General features: G+C 70.6%; 15 protein-coding genes. 4 read left to right on the top strand and 11 right to left on the bottom strand.

Annotated features, from left to right (window positions below):
- Positions 1–46: 46 nt before the first annotated feature.
- The 7 genes from KEG57_RS31990 to KEG57_RS31960 form a co-directional block, all read right to left on the bottom strand.
- Positions 47–907: an SIR2 family NAD-dependent protein deacylase gene (locus KEG57_RS31990; protein ID WP_272421107.1), complete on the bottom strand. Its 861-nt coding sequence runs from the start codon at positions 905–907 to the stop codon at positions 47–49.
- Positions 908–1,064: 157 nt separating this feature from the next.
- The gene (locus KEG57_RS31985) at positions 1,065–1,724 is read right to left on the bottom strand and encodes a hypothetical protein (protein ID WP_272421108.1); all 660 of its coding nucleotides are present in this window, start codon (positions 1,722–1,724) and stop codon (positions 1,065–1,067) included.
- Positions 1,725–1,877: 153 nt separating this feature from the next.
- The gene (locus KEG57_RS31980) at positions 1,878–2,987 is read right to left on the bottom strand and encodes a hypothetical protein (protein ID WP_272421109.1); all 1,110 of its coding nucleotides are present in this window, start codon (positions 2,985–2,987) and stop codon (positions 1,878–1,880) included.
- A 72-nt stretch (positions 2,988–3,059) separates the two neighbouring features.
- On the bottom strand, positions 3,060–3,794 hold the full coding sequence (locus KEG57_RS31975) for a ferredoxin--NADP reductase (RefSeq protein ID WP_272421110.1): 735 nt from the start codon (positions 3,792–3,794) through the stop codon (positions 3,060–3,062).
- A 36-nt stretch (positions 3,795–3,830) separates the two neighbouring features.
- On the bottom strand, positions 3,831–5,573 hold the full coding sequence (locus KEG57_RS31970) for a tetratricopeptide repeat protein (RefSeq protein WP_272421111.1): 1,743 nt from the start codon (positions 5,571–5,573) through the stop codon (positions 3,831–3,833).
- Complete coding sequence (locus tag KEG57_RS31965) at positions 5,570–6,403, bottom strand: S8 family serine peptidase (RefSeq protein ID WP_272421112.1); 834 nt, start codon at positions 6,401–6,403, stop codon at positions 5,570–5,572. The genes KEG57_RS31970 and KEG57_RS31965 overlap by 4 nt, the downstream gene beginning before the upstream one ends.
- Complete coding sequence (locus tag KEG57_RS31960; protein ID WP_272421113.1) at positions 6,400–7,212, bottom strand: hypothetical protein; 813 nt, start codon at positions 7,210–7,212, stop codon at positions 6,400–6,402. Before KEG57_RS31960 ends, KEG57_RS31965 begins: the two co-directional genes overlap by 4 nt.
- Before the next feature lie 56 nt (positions 7,213–7,268).
- Between KEG57_RS31960 and KEG57_RS31955 the strand changes: the two genes are divergently transcribed.
- Positions 7,269–8,099 carry a J domain-containing protein gene (locus tag KEG57_RS31955; protein WP_272421114.1) on the top strand — a complete coding sequence of 277 codons (831 nt, stop codon included), beginning with the start codon at positions 7,269–7,271 and terminating at the stop codon, positions 8,097–8,099.
- A 163-nt stretch (positions 8,100–8,262) separates the two neighbouring features.
- On the opposite strand, the gene KEG57_RS31950 is transcribed toward KEG57_RS31955, so the two are convergent.
- A complete protein-coding gene (locus KEG57_RS31950; protein ID WP_272421115.1) occupies positions 8,263–9,438 on the bottom strand; it encodes a Kelch repeat-containing protein in 1,176 nt (391 codons plus the stop codon).
- Between the two features lie 90 nt (positions 9,439–9,528).
- Here KEG57_RS31950 and KEG57_RS31945 point away from each other — a divergent pair, with 90 nt between their 5' ends.
- Complete coding sequence (locus KEG57_RS31945; RefSeq protein ID WP_272421116.1) at positions 9,529–9,933, top strand: PilZ domain-containing protein; 405 nt, start codon at positions 9,529–9,531, stop codon at positions 9,931–9,933.
- Here the strand turns inward: KEG57_RS31945 and KEG57_RS31940 are convergent.
- Positions 9,920–11,581, bottom strand: coding sequence for a PAS domain S-box protein (locus tag KEG57_RS31940; RefSeq protein ID WP_272421117.1), 1,662 nt, complete (start codon positions 11,579–11,581; stop codon positions 9,920–9,922). The two genes, KEG57_RS31945 and KEG57_RS31940, sit on opposite strands and share 14 nt — an antisense overlap.
- Before the next feature lie 158 nt (positions 11,582–11,739).
- Here KEG57_RS31940 and KEG57_RS31935 point away from each other — a divergent pair, with 158 nt between their 5' ends.
- Entirely contained in the window at positions 11,740–12,168 is a 429-nt protein-coding gene (locus tag KEG57_RS31935; RefSeq protein WP_272421118.1) for a hypothetical protein, read from the top strand.
- 4 nt (positions 12,169–12,172) lie between these two features.
- Here the strand turns inward: KEG57_RS31935 and KEG57_RS31930 are convergent, their stop codons facing one another.
- On the bottom strand, positions 12,173–13,435 hold the full coding sequence (locus tag KEG57_RS31930) for a hypothetical protein (protein WP_272421119.1): 1,263 nt from the start codon (positions 13,433–13,435) through the stop codon (positions 12,173–12,175).
- Entirely contained in the window at positions 13,422–14,045 is a 624-nt protein-coding gene (locus KEG57_RS31925; RefSeq protein ID WP_272421120.1) for a hypothetical protein, read from the bottom strand. The genes KEG57_RS31930 and KEG57_RS31925 overlap by 14 nt, the downstream gene beginning before the upstream one ends.
- A gap of 505 nt (positions 14,046–14,550) precedes the next feature.
- Between KEG57_RS31925 and KEG57_RS31920 the strand changes: the two genes are divergently transcribed.
- Positions 14,551–16,155, top strand: a complete 1,605-nt coding sequence (locus tag KEG57_RS31920; RefSeq protein WP_272459145.1) for a hypothetical protein — start codon at positions 14,551–14,553, stop codon at positions 16,153–16,155.
- Positions 16,156–16,275: the final 120 nt, after the last annotated feature.

Genomic DNA, 16,275 nt, shown 5'->3' with positions numbered 1-16,275 from the left:
TTCTTTTTTTGGCGTCCCAGTCTTGGCGCCCGTGCGGGGCGCGGCGTCAAACCTGGGCGCCGCGCGCGAACCGGAGCTGGATCTCCGAGAGCGCGGCGCGCGCCCCGAGCGGCAGACCCACATGGCCCGACGGGACCTCGGGCTCGCGCACGTTGATGCGAACGAGCAGGCCGCCGAGGCTCTTCGCGGCGCGCTCGCTGAAGGATCGGACCGTGGGGATGGCCGTCCCGGCGCCGCATTCGATGACGACGACGCGTCCGCGCGCCTCGCGCGAAAGCCCCGAAAACCACGCGCCGAGCCGCTCTTCCTGCGCGTACGAGCGGCTTCCATCCCAGTGTCCGTCGCCGAACATGAGCACGTTCGGGCGGGCCATCGCGCCGCAGCGTGGGCACTTCGGGAGCGGCTCCGCGGCACGAAACGACGTGCGATCGACCTTCACGTGGTACGGGTCCGCGGGGAAGATGCCGGCGCCGCAGACGCCCGTGCATTGCAGGAAGTCGATGGCGCCGTGGCACTCGACGATGCGCTCCGGGTCGAAGCCTGCGCGCTGGAACTGACCGTCGACGTTCGAGGTGAACACGAAATACCCCTCTGCCATGCGCCGCGCGAACCGCGCGAGGATCTCGAAGCCCGCGTGCGGCACGGTCGTCCGGTAGAGCTCCAGGCGATGACCATAAAAACCCCACGCGAGGGTGGGATCGCTTGCGAACCAGCGTGGATTCGCGAGCGACGAGAAGCCGAGGCCGAGCTCCTTGTACGGCGGGTAGGCGCGCCAGAACCCATCGTTGCCGCGGAAATCGGGCAGCCCCGAGTCGACGCCCATGCCCGCGCCCGCCGTGATGACGAGTGCACGCGCGTTTTCGAGGGCGCGGGCGGCTTGCTCGAACAGGGATTCATGCGGGGTCATGGGAGCTCCTCTATCTTCCGCCTCGGTCGCGAGGGGCGATCGGTATCGAATCATCGGTCGGCGCGCAGAGGCGCCAAAAAAACGACTGCCCCTTCTCTCCGCGCCGCGGGGGCGAAGACGAAGGGGCAGGGGAGCGTGGAGGGGGTTTCCCGGTGCGTCAGGGCGTGACCGGCGTGCAGGTGCCCGTGGTCGGATCGCCCTGGTCCGCCGTGCACTTGAACTGGGGCATCGCCGGGCAGGGAAGGGGGCATTCCGCCGGCTCGCAGCTCTCGTTCTTGAACTTCTGGAGCGCCTCTTTGTAAGCGATGACCTCGGGCAGATCCTGGGCGACCACGCTGATCGGGCAGCAGGGGCCGTCGATGATCTCCTGGCACTGCGGGATCTCGGGCTGCTGCGGGTAACACTTCGTCGCCGGGACGAGCTTGAGATTGACGTCGGCCTCGAGCGGCTCGCAGACCGCCGCGTTTCCGCCGGTGCCGCCGGTGCCGCCGCCCGCGCCATTGTTGCCCGCGCCGCCGGAGCCATTGCCGCCCGCGCCATTGTTGCCCGCGCCGCCCGAGCCGCCATTGTTGCCCGCGCCGCCCGCGCCGCCATTGCCTGCGCCGCCTTGCCCGCTGCCGCCTTGCGCGGTGCCGTTGCCCGCGCCGCCGGCGCCGTCGCCGCCGTTTCCGCCGTTGCCTCCGCCGCCCGCTCCGGGGGGACAGACCTGACCGGCCGGGCAGCCGTTGCCGCCGCTGGGCTCGACCTGCTGATCTCCCGGGCATCCTGCCAAAAACAGCGCGGCCCCAGCAACCTGAGCCAGTAAGACGAAACGCATGACCCCTCCTCGCATAGAAGAAGCTTCTCCAAGAGCAGACATTCGACGTAACATGGAAAATTTATAGCTTCGGCGCCAGCCGTCGTCCACCGAACGTGCCGGGATTTTGGCGCTCGTCGACGCGATGGGTCGCCCGTCCCTACGGCGGGTTGCTCAGAGCTCGTTTTGGCGCGCGAGGAGCGTTGCGCAGGCCGCGGCAGCGTTCTGGGGGTCGACGTTCCAGTCGGGCGCGCCGAATTTGCCGTCGATGCGCACCATGCGGAAACGGCTGTCCAGAGGCTCGACCTGGAACGTGGGGAGCGACTTGATCGCGCTCGTGACCCCGATCGGCGTGCCCGCGAGGTAGATGTCCGCGCCGACGAGGTTGTAGAGCACCTCGGAGTCGACGGTCCCCGAAAGTTCGCACGAGCTCTTCGCCTGGCCCGTGAACAGCGGATTGATCTCCATGTCGATGAAGGCGCGGCCCTGGAGCGTCGTCCCCGGGACATTGGGCTCCGCCGCGTTGCAGGCGACGCCCGAATTCACGTCGTCCGAGGTTTTTCCGCAGACCTCGACCGTGACGCCCGGATAACCATCCCCGTCGTCGTCGCGCAGACCCATGCAGTCGGTCACGCACGTGGGCTCGCAGAGGTCCGTGCGGCCGAGGTTCGTCCCGCCACACCCCGCGGCGGCGTCGTTCCACGCGGGCATCGAGAGACCCGTCTCGTTCGAGCCGACGGTCACGAAGAAGCGCTCGACCGCGAGCTCGGCGCCGGGCGAGAGACCGTCGAGCGAGCCCGCGACGGGCGCGGCGGGCACGCCGGGGAGCGCGTCGATCAACGTTTGAGGTGCAATGATCTGCGTCGACACGAGCGTCTCCGCGTTCGGGTCGCACGTGCCGACGAGCGCCGTCACGATGGGCAGCTCGATCGAGCAGAGCGTGGACCTCACGAAGAGCTGCGTCGGAAACATGATGTCCGCGCTCATCGTGACGAAGAGGAGCATCGTCGACTCGCCGATCTGATCGGCGGGGCAGATGGTGATCGCGCCGCCGGGCGTCCCTTCGAGCGTCACGGCGAGCCGGGCGTAGGCGGCCCAGGTGCCCGAGAGATCGAGCGTGGTCGGCGCTTCGTCACACGCGACTGCATGCGATCCGCCGCTCCCGCCCGATCCGCCAGAGCCGCCGGAGCCGCCGGCACCACCGCCGCCGTCGCCGCAGCCGGTCGCGAAGGTGGCGAGCAAGGACGACGCGAAGAGCACGAAACGAGGGCGAAGCGAGGGCATGCGGAGACTCCTGGCGAGAGGCCGCGCGCGCGGCTTCCCCGAGTATTGCTTGCCCTCGGGCGAATGGCGTCGTCAGTCGTACCGCTCGGTGTGCACGTGCTTGCGGTCGACGCCGAGCTCGTGGCGACAGAGCTCGCGCACGGCCTTCACCATTCGTTCGAGGCCACAAACGTAGACGTGTGGCAGAGCTGGCGCGCTCGCCGCTTGGAGATCGCGGAGCAGGGCAGGGACGTGCGTCTGGACATAACCGCTCTTGCCCGTCCATGACTCACCAGGGCGCGAGAGCGTGATCGTGTACCGCACGTGCGGATGCGCGCGGGTAAAGGCTTCCATCTCGGCGCGGTAGAGGATGTCCTCCTCGAAGCGCGCGCCGAAGAGGAGCCAGAGCGGCGCCCTCGAACGGGTCGCGAGCGCGGCCTGCATCATCGCGCGGAGCGGCGTCACGCCCGTTCCCGTGCCGACGAAGAGCGAAGGGCTCGGGTCCTCGGACGCGCGCGTGAACAGGCCATGCGGGCCGATCGCCGAGAGGACGGAGCCCTCGGGGAGATCGTGGAGGAACATCGAGCCCGAGCCGCAGGGGACACGCGTGACGGCGAGCTCGAAGCGGTTCGATCCGTCGGGCGCCGACGCGATCGAATACGCGCGTCGCCGTTCGCCTTCGGGAAGCGGCAAGGCGAGGTTGATCCACTGACCCGGGTCGTGATCGAGAGGCCGACCGTCGACCCGTTCGAACACGAGCTGCCGCACCATCGGCGCGATCATCGTCGCCGACGCGAGCCGCACCTCGAACGTCTCGGGTTTTTTCATCCGGCGACGCGGAACATAGGGGGAGGTGACGTTACGTCAAGCGGGCCCGTCCGTAGGATCCCTGCGCACCCCAAAGCCCGCCATCACCGCGCGCCCCTCGGCCTCGGCATCCCACGTGATGCCCGCGCCGACCTCGAGCGTCCCCGGCGGCAAGGAGAGCGCCGCAGCCACGATCGGGCCGAGATCCAGCGCCTCGACGAGGGGCCCGACTTCGCCCGCGAGTGGCGCCGAGAGTACCCGCGCGTCCGCCACGCGTGAGAGCCTCGCCCGCGCATCGCCGCCGAGCGCGACCTTCAGCGAGGCGAGATCTCGAGCCACCTCGTCGACCGGCGCGCTCGCGACCCAGGCCCACACGACGAGGCCGGGCATGTCCGCGATCGCCGCGGCCGCGCTGCGCTCGGAAGGCAGCGAGGGCCTTCCTGTGCCCGCGCTCGGGCTCGCCACGGCCGCCACGAGGAGGCCCGGGGGAGCGAGGCAAAACGAGGAGAGGCGGGCGAGGTTGCGTTGTGCGGTGGTCTTCGCCTCGGCCAGGCGCGCGAGCTCGTCCGGCGAGCCGTGGAGGAGCTCCACCTCCTGCGCCACGGAGAGGTGCGGCAAGCCCTGCGACGCGGCCGCGATGGCCTTCTCGGAGGCGCGCGCGTCGGACCGGGAGAACGTGCGATCGTCCCGTAGCACCTCGGCGACGCGGCCCGAGAGGCCGAGCGCGGCGAGCTGCGAGGCGGGGCCGAAGAAGCTCGCGTGCGCCCGCGGCTCGGGCGCGGCGGCGTTCGCGCGTGCCTCGATCCGCGCGCGATCCCAGCTCGTCAGCGCGGCGCCGAGGGGATTGCCGACCTCGCCGAACAGCGTCGCGGCCGCTTCGAGTTCTTCACGCGCGTTCGTATCGCCGAGGTCCATCCGAGCGCGGCCGATCGCGCGCGTGGCGTAGGCGATCCACAGGCGGAGCGGCGGGCGCGCGGCGGCAGCGATCTCGCGGGCGCGGGTCGCGAGGGCGAGGGCGTCGTCGGGGCGGCCACGCGCGCTCGCCACGTCCGCGAGGAAGTTCAGCGCGCGGGCCTGGCCGAAGACGTCGCCGACGCGCGAGCAGAGCCACTCTTGCCGCTGCAAGAAATGCCGCGCGCGTTCGAGGTTGCCGAGCGCGAGCGCGGCCGAGCCGAGCTGACCGAAGGAGATCGCCTCGCCAATGACGTCGCCGTGCTGGTGGTGCAGCTCGGCCGCGTGCTCGAGCAGCTCCCGCGCCGCGCCGTGCGCGCCCATGACCACGTAGAGCGTGCCGAGCGAGTTCAGGATCTTCGCGCGTTCGTCGAGGAACGGCTGCGATCGTTCGAGCGCCCAGAGCAGGCTCCGCTGCGTCGCGGCCGCGTCGCCGAGCAGCCGCTCCGCCGTGCCGCGGTAGTGCGTCGCGACGACCTCGACGAGCGCGTCGCCGTCCGCCTCCCGTGTGATCGCCTCGAGCGTCGCGATCGACTCGCGATACACCGGGCGCGGGCCCCGCCGCACGGCCGCGAGGAGCGCCTCGCACCGCGCGATCTTGCTCGCGCGTGTTTCGCCGAGATCCGCGAACGCCGCGGCCGCCGCGGACAGGCTCTCGCGGGCCACGTCGAGCGCGCCTTCGCGCTGTCCGAGAGCGCCTTTCGCGAAGTTTCGCGCGGCGGCGCGCAAGGGGTCGAGGCCTTGGGTTTCGAGGCGCGCCATCTCGGCGTGCGCCTCCTCCGCGGGCGCGCTCTTCAGGAGCCGCGCGATCGAAGAGACCTCGTTCAGGGGGTCCAAGGGACGGATCATGATGAGAGCGCGCCTCCGTGATCGATCTGCGCGGGGGGCATCGAGACACGCGGAAGGCCTGCTTCGCGTTCGAGCCGCCGGGCCGCGAGCGCGTGCAGCGCGGCCTTGATGTCCTGGATCGAGAGATCGGATCGGTCGCGCCGGAGCCGCGCGACGTGCGCCGCCACGTGGGGCGCGGCGAACGAGGTGCCCGTCCACCGCCGCTCACCGCCGCCGAGCGCGGGCGCGAGCACGTCGTTGCCCGGCGCGAGGATCTCCCAGTCGACCGTGATTTCGGTCCGCAAGAACTCCGGATCGTCGGACGACGCGCGCCCCACGCCGATCAGGGATTTGAAGCGGCCCGGATAGGTCCGGAACGCCGACGCGTTCGGCCCCGAGGCGACGAGCACGACGCCGGCCGTGTAGGCGATGTCCGCGATCTCGTAGAGCTCGACGATCGACTTGTAGTCGGTCGGCCGGAGCGGCGCGCCCTTGGGCACGTCGATGCCGAGGCTCAGGTTCACCACGTCGAAGCCCTCGCGCACGCAGAAGCGCACCGCCGCGAGCAGCCCGTCGCGCGAGCATCGGCCCTCGGGCGAGAGCACGCAGACGCTCGTGATCTCGGCGAACGGCGCGAGCCTGTGGATGATGCCCGCGCACGCTGTCCCGTGACCCGATCGATCGACCGGATCGTCGGGACAAACCGCGTACCCTTCGCCTTTTCGCTCGACGCGCAGCGAGCGGAGCTCTGCGTTCACGAGCCACGGGTGCGACGTGTCCACGCCCGAGTCCACGAGGGCGACACGCACGCGCCGGGGCTCTTCCGCCGCTTCGGGGTTCGTCTCCGTCATGGCGTCCCGTCGTAGGAAGCGACGCCGCCCATCGAGGCCGCGTAGGCGTCGATGCGCGCGAGCACTTCGGCGCAGAGCATGGCCTCGGCCGGCCCGCGATCGCAGAGCTTGCCCACGGCGAGCGCGAGCTCGAGCCGCTCCTTGTACGTCGGCCCGAGCCGGAGCGCGTGGATGTACTGCGCGAGCGACTCGCGCAGCGACGTGGGCGCGTCCGCGCCGAGCAGGTCCGGCAGCGCCCGCGCGAAGAGCGAGAAGATCATCTGCTCGGTGCGGAACGACTCCACCGTCAACGCGAGCACTTCGGCGAGGCGCTCGGCCATCTCGAGGTGGTGATCGCCGAGCGGCGCGTCCTCCGCGAGCAGCGCCGCGCCCCCGATCGTGGACTCGCCGATGCGGATCGGGACGAAGATGCCGGCCGTGGGCTTCGTCGCGAGGGCGGGGCGCAGCGCGGCGATCATCGGATCGTCGGGGCCGAGCTCCGCCGCGTGCGCGCCGCCGCCGCCGAGCAAGTAGGCGAAAGGCGTCCCGCTCGGCAGAAACTCCAGCGTGGTGCGGCGATAACCTTGCGTGTTGGCCACGACGGGGACGCTGAGCCGGCCGAGCGTCTCCACTTCGAGCGCGACGAGCGCCTCGGCGCAGGGGAGGGCGAGGCACGCGAAGCGCAGGTGTTCGCCGAGGCCGCGCATGCGCACCTCCGATTGACCCACGAGGGCGGCGGACTCCAGCGTGGCGAGCAGATCTCGCAGCCGGCTCGAGAAGCCGAGCAACGAGGCTCGGGCGACGTCGGCGGCGGGCGCGGGAAGCGTCATGGCCCGCATCCTACAAAAACTTGGCCACGATCGGAGGCTTTGGGTAACCGACGCCCATGATCCTGCCCAGCCGGCTCTCGGCGACGACGCTCGGGGATCTGCTCGGGAGGCTGTATCGCCAGCGGACGACGGGCACGCTCGAGCTCACCGATCTCTGGGCGCCTCCGGGCGCGGCGACGTCGCGACACAAGATCCACCTGGCCTCGGGCCTCGTCGCCGGCGTGGAAACGAGCTTGCCTGCGCCGCCGCTCGGTGAGCTTCTTCGGCGCGAAGGTTTCCTCGCCGATCCTGCGTTTCGCGCGCTCCTGCGTCGGCTCGGCGATGGTGATCCGCGGCCGAGCGGGGAGATCCTCGTCGCGGAGCGCCTCGCGGATCCGGCGACGGTCGAGGCCGCGCTGCGCGTGCAGCTCCGCATGAAGCTCGACGCGCTGTTCGAGCTAGAGGACGCGGCTGTCGCGTTCCATACGGCCAGGCCCACGAAGGCCGCAGCGCGCCGTGTTCACCCGCTCGAACCGTGTGATTTCCTGGTGGGCCGCCCGCGTCTTCGTGATCTCGTCCCCGCGTCCGAGGTTCGCTACCGCCGCGCGCCGGCGCGCGCGCAGAGGTTTTACCCCGGCGCGCCGAAGGCCGACGAAGGGCGACGCACCGAGCCGCCGCGCGGGTCGTCCTCGCGGTTTGGACATCCGATCCCCGAGGCGAAGCGGCGCGCGCTGCAGAAGCTCGGCCTCCCCGAGACGGCCGGCCAGGACGACGTGAGGCGCGCCTTCCGCAAGCTCGCGATCGAGCTCCATCCCGATCGCCACGTCACCGCCCCCGCGGCGACGCGGGATCGCAACGCCGCCCGGTTCGCCGAAGTCAGCGCGGCATATCACGTGCTCGTCGCCTAGAACATCGATCGGTTTGACAACCGCTCGATGTTCTAGGCTTCTTTCGTCCCGAGGGGGACGCCTCGCGTCCCCCTCTCGTCCGGGCAAAGCCCGGCCGATTCACCCCCCGAGGCGAAAACCGCGTCGCGATCTCGCAGAGCGCCGAACTGTTCGGCGCTCTAGCTCAAAGCGGCGCTTCAGCGCCCGTATTCGTCCGCGTCGACGGATCTGTTCGCCCGCCCCACGCGATCACCGAGCTCTTCGTGTACACGAGTGTCGCCCCATACCGCGGCGAGAGGCTCGCCTGCGCCGTGATCGGGTACCACGTGCCGCCGCTCCTGCTCGGCACGTATTGCCCCCCGTCGCCCTCGATCCTGTCCGGCATGCACGGTGTTTCCTGACAACCTCCCCACACGACGAGGTGATTGCTGGCCCATACGCTCGCGTGGTCGGCGCGCGCGCCCGGGGCGCCGTTGATCGTCATCGGCGTCCATTCGATCGACTCCGCGTCGAGCTGGCCGCCCGTGTTCAAGTTGACGCCGCCATTCCATCCGCCCCACACGAGGAACGACGGACCCGTGGCGACCACGGTCATGCGCTCGCGACCCTCCGGCGCGCCGCTCGTGCTCGTCGATTGGATCCACACGCCCTGCGGCGTCCCCGTGGGATCGAACATCATGCCGTCGTTCCGCCAATCGAACGCGTCGGTCCCGCCCCAGACCAGCATCTGCTTCCCGTTCCACGCGGCCCCATGGTAGCGGCGCGCCGGCGGGCTCCCCGCGCCGTTCGTGCTCGTCCACGTGTCGGTCGCCGGATCGTAGATCCCGCCCGAATTGAGCACGTTCGCCCCGCTCGCGCCGCCCCACACGATCATCTTCGAACCGGTCCACACCGCGGTGTGCGCGAAGCGCGGCGGCGGTTGTCCCATCGTGCTCATCGGCGCCCACGTGTCCGTCTCCGGATCGTAGATCCCGCCCGCCGCTTCGAGATCCGTCGCGCCGAAGCCGCCCCACACGATCATCTTCGAGCCCGTCCACAATGCGGTGTGCGAGAACCGCGCGGCCGGCGCGCCCGTCGTGCTCGTGCTCGTCCACGTGCGCGTGGCCGGATCGTAGCTGCCGCCCGTATTCGTCGCGGCCGGGTTTCCCCCGAGATCGCCGCCCCACACGATCATCCTCGAGCCCGTCCACACGGCCGAATGCGCGTACCGTGGCGCAGGCGCGCCGTCCGTGGGCAGGGCGCTCCAGACGATCTCCTTCGGCGGCCCGCCTTGGATCGGCGGCGGCTCGTTCGAGTCCGGATCGCTGCAGGCGAGGCAGGCGAGAGGCAGGAGCGCGAGGAGAAAGGTACGCGAGAGCATGGTTCCGAGCGTATCCCAACGCGGTGTGGGAAAGGCGCTTTCTTGGCCGTGTCGAGGGGGCTCGGTAGGCTCCGCGCGAGGAGGCCACTGATGGAGATGTTGCTAGCCAACGAGCGGCGCGCCCCGCGCCATGCCGTGACTGTCGAGTGTCAGGTCGTGCGCGAGGACGACTTCACCCTGCTCGGCGCTCGGGGCGTCGACCTGTCCACCTGCGGAATGCTCCTCGTCTCGGACGGGCCCGCCGCCGTGGGCGACGACGTCCTGATCACGCTCCGCATCCCCGGGCGCGAGCAATGGATCGATGCGCGCGGCAAGGTCGCGCGGATCGCCGGCGAGCTCGAGGGCCGCCACGGCGTCGGCATTTCGTTCGAGCTCCCACGGGATGGATCGCGCCACGCCCTCGAACAGGCGCTCTGCGCGTATCCCACGGTCACATCGTCGCGCGAGCCGCGCGTCGATTACGCCGGGACGGTCGACATGATCAGCTTGCTTTAGGCCTGCTGCCGCGCCGCGACATCCCGAACGCGATCGCGACCGCACGTTCGAGCGTGCTGCACGGCCGGAGCACCGAGACCTCCTCGGCATGTGCGACGAGCTGCCGCGCTACGAGGGGGCCGATGCCCGTGAGCATCGTCTCGGCGCCGAGCAGCCGCACCGCGCGCGCGGCCCGCACGAGGCCTTCGGCCACGTCTGCATCCACCACGGGCACGCCCGTGATGTCGAGGATCACCACGCGCGCCCCGTGCGCCGTGGTCCCCTCGAGCAGCGATCCGAGCAGCCGTTCGGCGCGGGCCGAATCCACCCGCCCCACGAGCGGCATCACGAGGACGCCGGGCGCCACGGGCAGGATCGGCGTCTCGAGCTCCTCGATGAGCTTCTGCTGCGCCTCGATGAGCTTCTCGCGCAGGAGCAGCCGCTCCTCCTCCGCGCGCCGCTCCTCGGTCCGATCCCGCATGATCGTACCGAACGACGCGGGCGTCCCGTCCTCGTTCGTCATGACGAACAGCACGCCATGCGTGGAGAGCTGCGACCGATCGCCGCGCAGGAGCACGAGCTCCCCGCGGTACTGGCCCTCGGACCGGAGCGTCGTGTCGATGGTCCGCGCCTCCTCGGCCGTCGCGAGCAGGCGCGCCACGTTGGTCCCGACGAGCGGGCCTCGACCGATCATGTCCTCGAACGCCGCGTTCGCGTACGTGAGTTTGCCGTCGAGGCCGACGATCGAGATCCCGTCGGGTGCGCGGTCGGCGAGCGCCTTCCACAGCCGCAGCTCGTTCACTTGCGCGCTCACCTCGCGCGCCAGACGATCCCGCTCGACTTCCGCCTGCACGCGCTTCGTGATGTCCCGGATCGCGACGACCACCTCGCCCGTGCTCGCTCGCGAGTACAGGGCCTCGAAATGCATGGAGCCGTCGGGCGTGTCGACGGAATAGCCGTCCATCCTCGGCTCGCCGTCCTCGGCCACGTCGCGAATGACATCGGCTTGCCTTCGCGCCCAGTCGGTGTCGAACACGTCGACGAGCCGCCGGCCGAGGAACTGCGCCGGCGCGACGAGCAACGGCACGTCGCGCGCGGGCTTGCAGTCGAGGAACCGCGCGTCGCGGCTCATCACGAAGAGCAGATCGGGCACCGCGTCGAGCAGGGCGCGGTTGCGCGCCTCGACCGCGCGCACCGACGTCACCGTGGTGCTGAGCTCCTCCTCCGCGTCCTTCAGCGCCCCGTACGACGCGACGATCTCGCCCTGCTCGTTCCGCACGACGCCCGTGTACAGGCGCGCCCACATCCAGGTCCCGTCCTTGCGGCGGTAGCGCTTCTCGAACTCCACGAACGACCGCGCGCCGCGCGTGAGCGCGGCGACGAGCGGCCGTTCGACCGGCAGATCATCCGGATGTGAAATTTCGTCGGAAGAACGGCCCCGCAGATCGTCGAGGGTGTAGCCGAGCAGCGCGACGAAGGCCTCGTTCATGTCCACGAAGCGCCCGAGGCCGTCGGTCAGGACCATGGCAGTGGGGACGCCGTGGAAGAGCTCGCGGTAGCCCGATGCGAGATGCCTCTCCCGGTCACGCGCTGTGCGGGCCTCTGCGAGCTCTGCTCGGAGCGCGCTCACCTCGGCGCGCAGCGCCTCCACCTCGTCCCGATGCTCCATCACCCCTTCGTGTCCTTGATGAGCCAGCGCGCGGATTGCGCCTGTTTGGGGGCGCATCCTCGCACGATGCACGCGCGTCCGTCGACGGCGTTGAAGGCGCCGCGACGGCGTTGCGAGCGCGTGTTTCTGCTACATCGGACGGTTGGGAAGGAGGATGGGTGAGTCAAGAGGTCGTCTTCGGTACGCACCGCCTCGTGTTCGAGGATCCGGATCTCGTGTTCATCGACCTACACGGCGACATCGGGGACGAGATCAGCCCGATGATTCGAGACGTCGTGACGTGGACGCTTTCGAAGCCTTACGTCCTCGTGCTCGTCCCGCTGGGGCGCTCGGGCCATCTGTCGACCGCGGGGTGGAAACTCGTGCGTGCCCCCGATCCGCGCATGCCGCCGCGCGCCATCGCCACGTACGGTGGAGGCTTCGCGACGCGCATCGCGCTCGACATGGCCATGCGAGCCACCGTGCTGCTCGGCAACCACAAGCGGCTCCTCTTCCACGGCAAGGACGAGGTCGAGGCGCGCGCATGGCTCGCCGGCGCACGCGAAAAACTCGCCAGGATCGCGGAGGGGCGCGTGTCTTCCTACTAGCTCGTCACTTCGACGAACGATCGAGCGCATCGGGCGGGAAGCCGAGCAGGCGTTCGAAGAGCCGCGGATAACTCGGCGCGCGTTCCTTCAACGAGCGCGTGAGCAGCGGCCCGTCCTCAGCCTCGACCGCGCGCTCCACCGCCGGGATCCGATAGCCGCTGCCCGTCGCGATCGCGCGCAGCGCTTCGAGCGCTTCGGCGCGCACCTCCGTGCGTTTGTCCGTCGCGAGGATCCGCAACGCGAGCTCCGCCGTGAGCGGCACGTCTCCGAGCGACGTCGCCGCCGGCAGCGCCGTCCGGCAGAGCTCGCCGGCGAGGGGATCTCCGAGCGTCGCGAGCAGCCGCGACACGCGCGCCGCGATCGTCAGATCGAACAGCGTCGCGGGCCCGGCCGCGAGGCGCGACTCCACGCGCCGCACGCACTCCTCGGCGATCGCGTGCGCCCGCACCGGATCGCCGAACGCGGCGAGCGCCTCGGCGTGGCGGATCTCGAAGATCGGCCGCCGGATCGGGTGCGCCTCCGCGGCCCAGAGCGCGGCCACGAGCAGCGCCTCCTCACCACGACCGAGCCTGCAGAGCGAGACCAGGTAGGCCTCACGCCGCATCGCTTCGAGCACCGGATCGTGCGGCGACGGCGCCTGACCCCGCGCGATCTCCAGCGCGGCCTCGTGACGCCCCGATCCGAGCAGCGTCCGCTCCGTCTCGATCGCCACCATCGACGCGAGCGCGCCCTCGGCGCCGCCTTCCCCCGGCCCGATGCGGGCCCAGGTCGCGGCCGAGATCGAAAGCGCCCCGAATGCGAGCCCCTGACCGCGCAGGAGCCCCGCGAGCCGTTCCAGCACGCAGAGCGCCTCGTCGGTCCGGCCGAGCCGCGCGTCGAGCCGCGACAGCTCCACGAGCGGACCGAAGCCGAGGAGCAAGATGGCCTCGTCGCCCGACGTCTCCGCGTGCTCCGCCACGCAATCGAGCCCCGCGTGACAGACGAGCCGCGCCTCGTTCGGGCGGTCCAGGTAACTCGCGATGAGGGCCGCGTCCTGATGCGCGCGGGCGAGCGCCGCGGCGCGCTCCGTCGGGTCCTCGGGCGCTTCGTCGAGCCTTCGCAGCGCCTCGGCCGACCAGCTTGCGAGCTCCCGCCGCACGTGGCGGTCGTAGGGCGCGAGCGGCTCGTCCGTGAGGAACCGCCCGTCCACGCGCCGCCGCGACGCGGGGCCGCTCGAAGGTTGCTGCAATGCATTTCGTCGCACGGGCACCTCTTCAAGCAAGTACACGGAAACCCTCCTCGCCCCAGGCCGTCGCGAGCTCCAGAAGCTCGCTGTCCTCGAGCTCGGCGAGCGCGGCGAGCTCCTCGTCGCTCAGCGCGTCGATATCCTCTTCCAGGGCCATCGCGGCGACCTCCTCGATATCGCGATCGTCGAGATCGCCCATTTCGGTGTCGCATTGCGTGAGCAGATCGTCGATGTCGCTCGGCGTGAGCCCGAGGCCCTCGTTTTCGAGGTCGTCCTCGGCCGCGGCGAATCCCGTCTCGAAGATCCCCATCCCGCGCCCGGAGATGCGGAAGATCGGCGTCCGCTCGGGCTTGTCACCCTGGGCCGCCGAGAGCGCGTTTTGCAGAGACGGTCCGCCCGGCTCGCATACGATCACGGCCACGCGCCGCACGCCCGGACGCGCGCGGAGCGCCTGGATCGCTGCCGTCACCGCCTCGTCGCCGACCTCGTCGTCTTCTTCGAAGCAATACATCTCGGGGCCCGTGCCGCGCGTGAAGAGCGCCGCGTAGATCCACGCCGCCGTACGCACCGAGGAGCGATGCGAGCAGAGGAGCACGGCCGTTCCCTCGTCGATCCGCACGTAAGTATTCAAGAAGACGTCGATTCCTTGCATGGCCAGGTCCGAGGAATGGTTCGAGTCGTTCGTCGTTCGCTCGAAATGGGGGCGCGCCCACGTTCGGCCGCACTCCGCACAAAAGACGGCCCACGCCGCGCTTCTCGCGCGATCGGCCTCCCCGAGCGCCGGCTCATGTCCCGCGAGCCGTGAGCCCATGCATACGCAATCTCCGGGTTCGCCGCAATGGAATCGATCCCGCGATCGGACATTCTCCGTCCGCGAACCGAATTCCTGGAAAAAAGCCGGAAGCCCTTGTTTCAAAGGAGATCCGGCGCGTTCGTGATTGTCGAGGAGAATGTCCGGCGATGGGACTGACAATGTCCATGTCCCCTTGCCGCGGCCCACGGCGCAGTGCGTCGTCGTATTCACGGGACATCGGACATTACTCGTCCGATCCGAGGCAACGACGCTCGCCCGGTCGCGTTGGATGCGCCGGCGGATGGACGCCGCGCCTCGATCGTGGGAATTCCCCGGGCCCCCTCGTTCGTCCATCGGTCCCCCCATGCGCTGGGCACTCCTCCCGACCGTCGTCCTTCCGCTCCTCGGCCTCGCCTGTGACCGCGGCCCGCTCCCCGTGCCCGCGCTCGCCAGCACGGCAGCGCCCACCGCCTCCGCCCCCGCGCCGGCCGCCCCGAACGTCGAGGACGAGGCCATTGCCTGCCGGCGCCGCGTCGCGGACATCCTCGCCTCGCCCGCATCCCCCGGGGCGCCCGCCTTCGACGCCGCCCGGATCGAGATCCTTGGCCGCGCCCGCGGCGAGCCTGTCGTCTTCGTCCGTGAGCCCGCGCCGGTGCCCGAGGAGAACCTCGACGCGCGCCTCGTCCCCTCGGCCCGCCTGTTCGCCAAGGAGCGCCCGGGCGGCCGCGTCGGCGGGCTACGGAAGCGGCACCGCGGCGATCCCCGCGCCCTCCGCGCCCTCGTCCTCCGCGAGGGCTACGCTTATACGTCCGACCCCGCGGACGCCCTCGCCCTCGTCACACAAATCACGCTGCCGGACCTCTTCGACGAGCCCCGCATCCATCTCCTGCGCGGCCACGAGATCCGCGCCCTCGATCGCGTCGAGGTCCGCCGCGAAATCCGCTATCAAGACGCCGCGGGCAAACCCGCCGATCTGCTTTTCGGCGATCGGGTCGCCGTGACGGAGGCCGAGCTCGAACGTCCGCTCCACCGCGACCTCGCCGCGCTCGCCGACGAAATCGGCTTCGAGCGCGCGCGCCTCCGCCACACGACCGAATCCGCGATCGTCGCCGATCTCCGCTTCGGCGAGACCTGGGCCGCGGCGCTCCTCCGCGGAGATGGCGCGCGCCTCTCGCTCGAATGCATCGCCGAGGAGCGCCCCATCCGCGACGCCGTCCGCGCCTTCCAGGACAAGACCGCGCAAAAACGCCGCGCGATGCAGGCGATCCGCGAGGCCGTGAGCCGCGCCGTCGACGAGGCGCTCCCGTTCGATCGCCCCGAGGCCGAGCCCGACCATTTTCGCGACGGCATCCTCAGGCCACAATGGATGACGGCCTATCTCCAAGGCCGCGACAGTTTCTCTTTCGAGGACAAACGCTACGCGGTCTTCGACGCCACCGGCCGCCCGCGCCCGCCCGAGGTCTGCGTCGATTTCGTCCTCGATACCTACGAGCGCGCTGCGGGCACCTGGTACCGCGCCCGCGGCGACAAACCCGGCCGCGCCGTGGGCCGTCTCGATTTCGACGAATCCGGCATCAAGAACCGGCGCGGCGTCATCTCGTTCGGCGAGTTCGCCGAGGCGAAGCCCGAGCTCTTCGAGGTCCGCCGCTTCCGCGGCGAGGAGCGTATCCCCTTCGGCGAGCGCTCGCGGTTCTTCGCGGAGCTACGCGATTTCGCGGACGAGGTTCGTCCGGGCGACATCGTCTCCATCCAGGGCGAGAAGCGCGACAAGCACATCCACCAGCACGCGATCTTCGTCGAGCGCGCCGACCCCGTGACGGGGTTTCCATTTGGTCTCGCCGATCAGATGAAGCGCCCGCGCCGCCGCACCTGGGAGGGCATCATGGCCGAGGCGCCGAAACGCAGCCTGTTTTACCGCGCCCGGCCACGCGACGAGGTTTTTGCGAAGATCGATCCCGGCGCGCCGTGAGATGCGCGGGGCGTTGCCCCGCACCCCAGCAGGGGGCTGTCCGCCCCCTGCACCCCGGACCAGGGCAAGCCCTGGACGCGGGGCGACAGCGCGCGATGCGCGCTGTCGACAGGAACAACG

This window comes from Polyangium jinanense (genome assembly GCF_028435365.1).
Note: the sequence above shows the minus strand (reverse complement) of the source record. Positions and strands in the feature narration are given on the sequence as shown.

What these genes read in the sequence shown, in the direction of transcription:
- KEG57_RS31945 (WP_272421116.1), top strand. Translation starts at nt 9,529, where the DNA reads ATGGAGATGTTGCTAGCCAACGAGCGGCGCGCCCCGCGCCATGCCGTG.
- KEG57_RS31980 (WP_272421109.1), bottom strand. Translation starts at nt 2,987, where the DNA reads ATGCCCTCGCTTCGCCCTCGTTTCGTGCTCTTCGCGTCGTCCTTGCTC.
- KEG57_RS31965 (WP_272421112.1), bottom strand. Translation starts at nt 6,403, where the DNA reads ATGACGGAGACGAACCCCGAAGCGGCGGAAGAGCCCCGGCGCGTGCGT.
- KEG57_RS31975 (WP_272421110.1), bottom strand. Translation starts at nt 3,794, where the DNA reads ATGAAAAAACCCGAGACGTTCGAGGTGCGGCTCGCGTCGGCGACGATG.
- KEG57_RS31955 (WP_272421114.1), top strand. Translation starts at nt 7,269, where the DNA reads ATGATCCTGCCCAGCCGGCTCTCGGCGACGACGCTCGGGGATCTGCTC.
- KEG57_RS31940 (WP_272421117.1), bottom strand. Translation starts at nt 11,581, where the DNA reads ATGGAGCATCGGGACGAGGTGGAGGCGCTGCGCGCCGAGGTGAGCGCG.
- KEG57_RS31925 (WP_272421120.1), bottom strand. Translation starts at nt 14,045, where the DNA reads ATGCAAGGAATCGACGTCTTCTTGAATACTTACGTGCGGATCGACGAG.
- KEG57_RS31985 (WP_272421108.1), bottom strand. Translation starts at nt 1,724, where the DNA reads ATGCGTTTCGTCTTACTGGCTCAGGTTGCTGGGGCCGCGCTGTTTTTG.
- KEG57_RS31920 (WP_272459145.1), top strand. Translation starts at nt 14,551, where the DNA reads ATGCGCTGGGCACTCCTCCCGACCGTCGTCCTTCCGCTCCTCGGCCTC.
- KEG57_RS31950 (WP_272421115.1), bottom strand. Translation starts at nt 9,438, where the DNA reads ATGCTCTCGCGTACCTTTCTCCTCGCGCTCCTGCCTCTCGCCTGCCTC.
- KEG57_RS31990 (WP_272421107.1), bottom strand. Translation starts at nt 907, where the DNA reads ATGACCCCGCATGAATCCCTGTTCGAGCAAGCCGCCCGCGCCCTCGAA.
- KEG57_RS31960 (WP_272421113.1), bottom strand. Translation starts at nt 7,212, where the DNA reads ATGACGCTTCCCGCGCCCGCCGCCGACGTCGCCCGAGCCTCGTTGCTC.
- KEG57_RS31970 (WP_272421111.1), bottom strand. Translation starts at nt 5,573, where the DNA reads ATGATCCGTCCCTTGGACCCCCTGAACGAGGTCTCTTCGATCGCGCGG.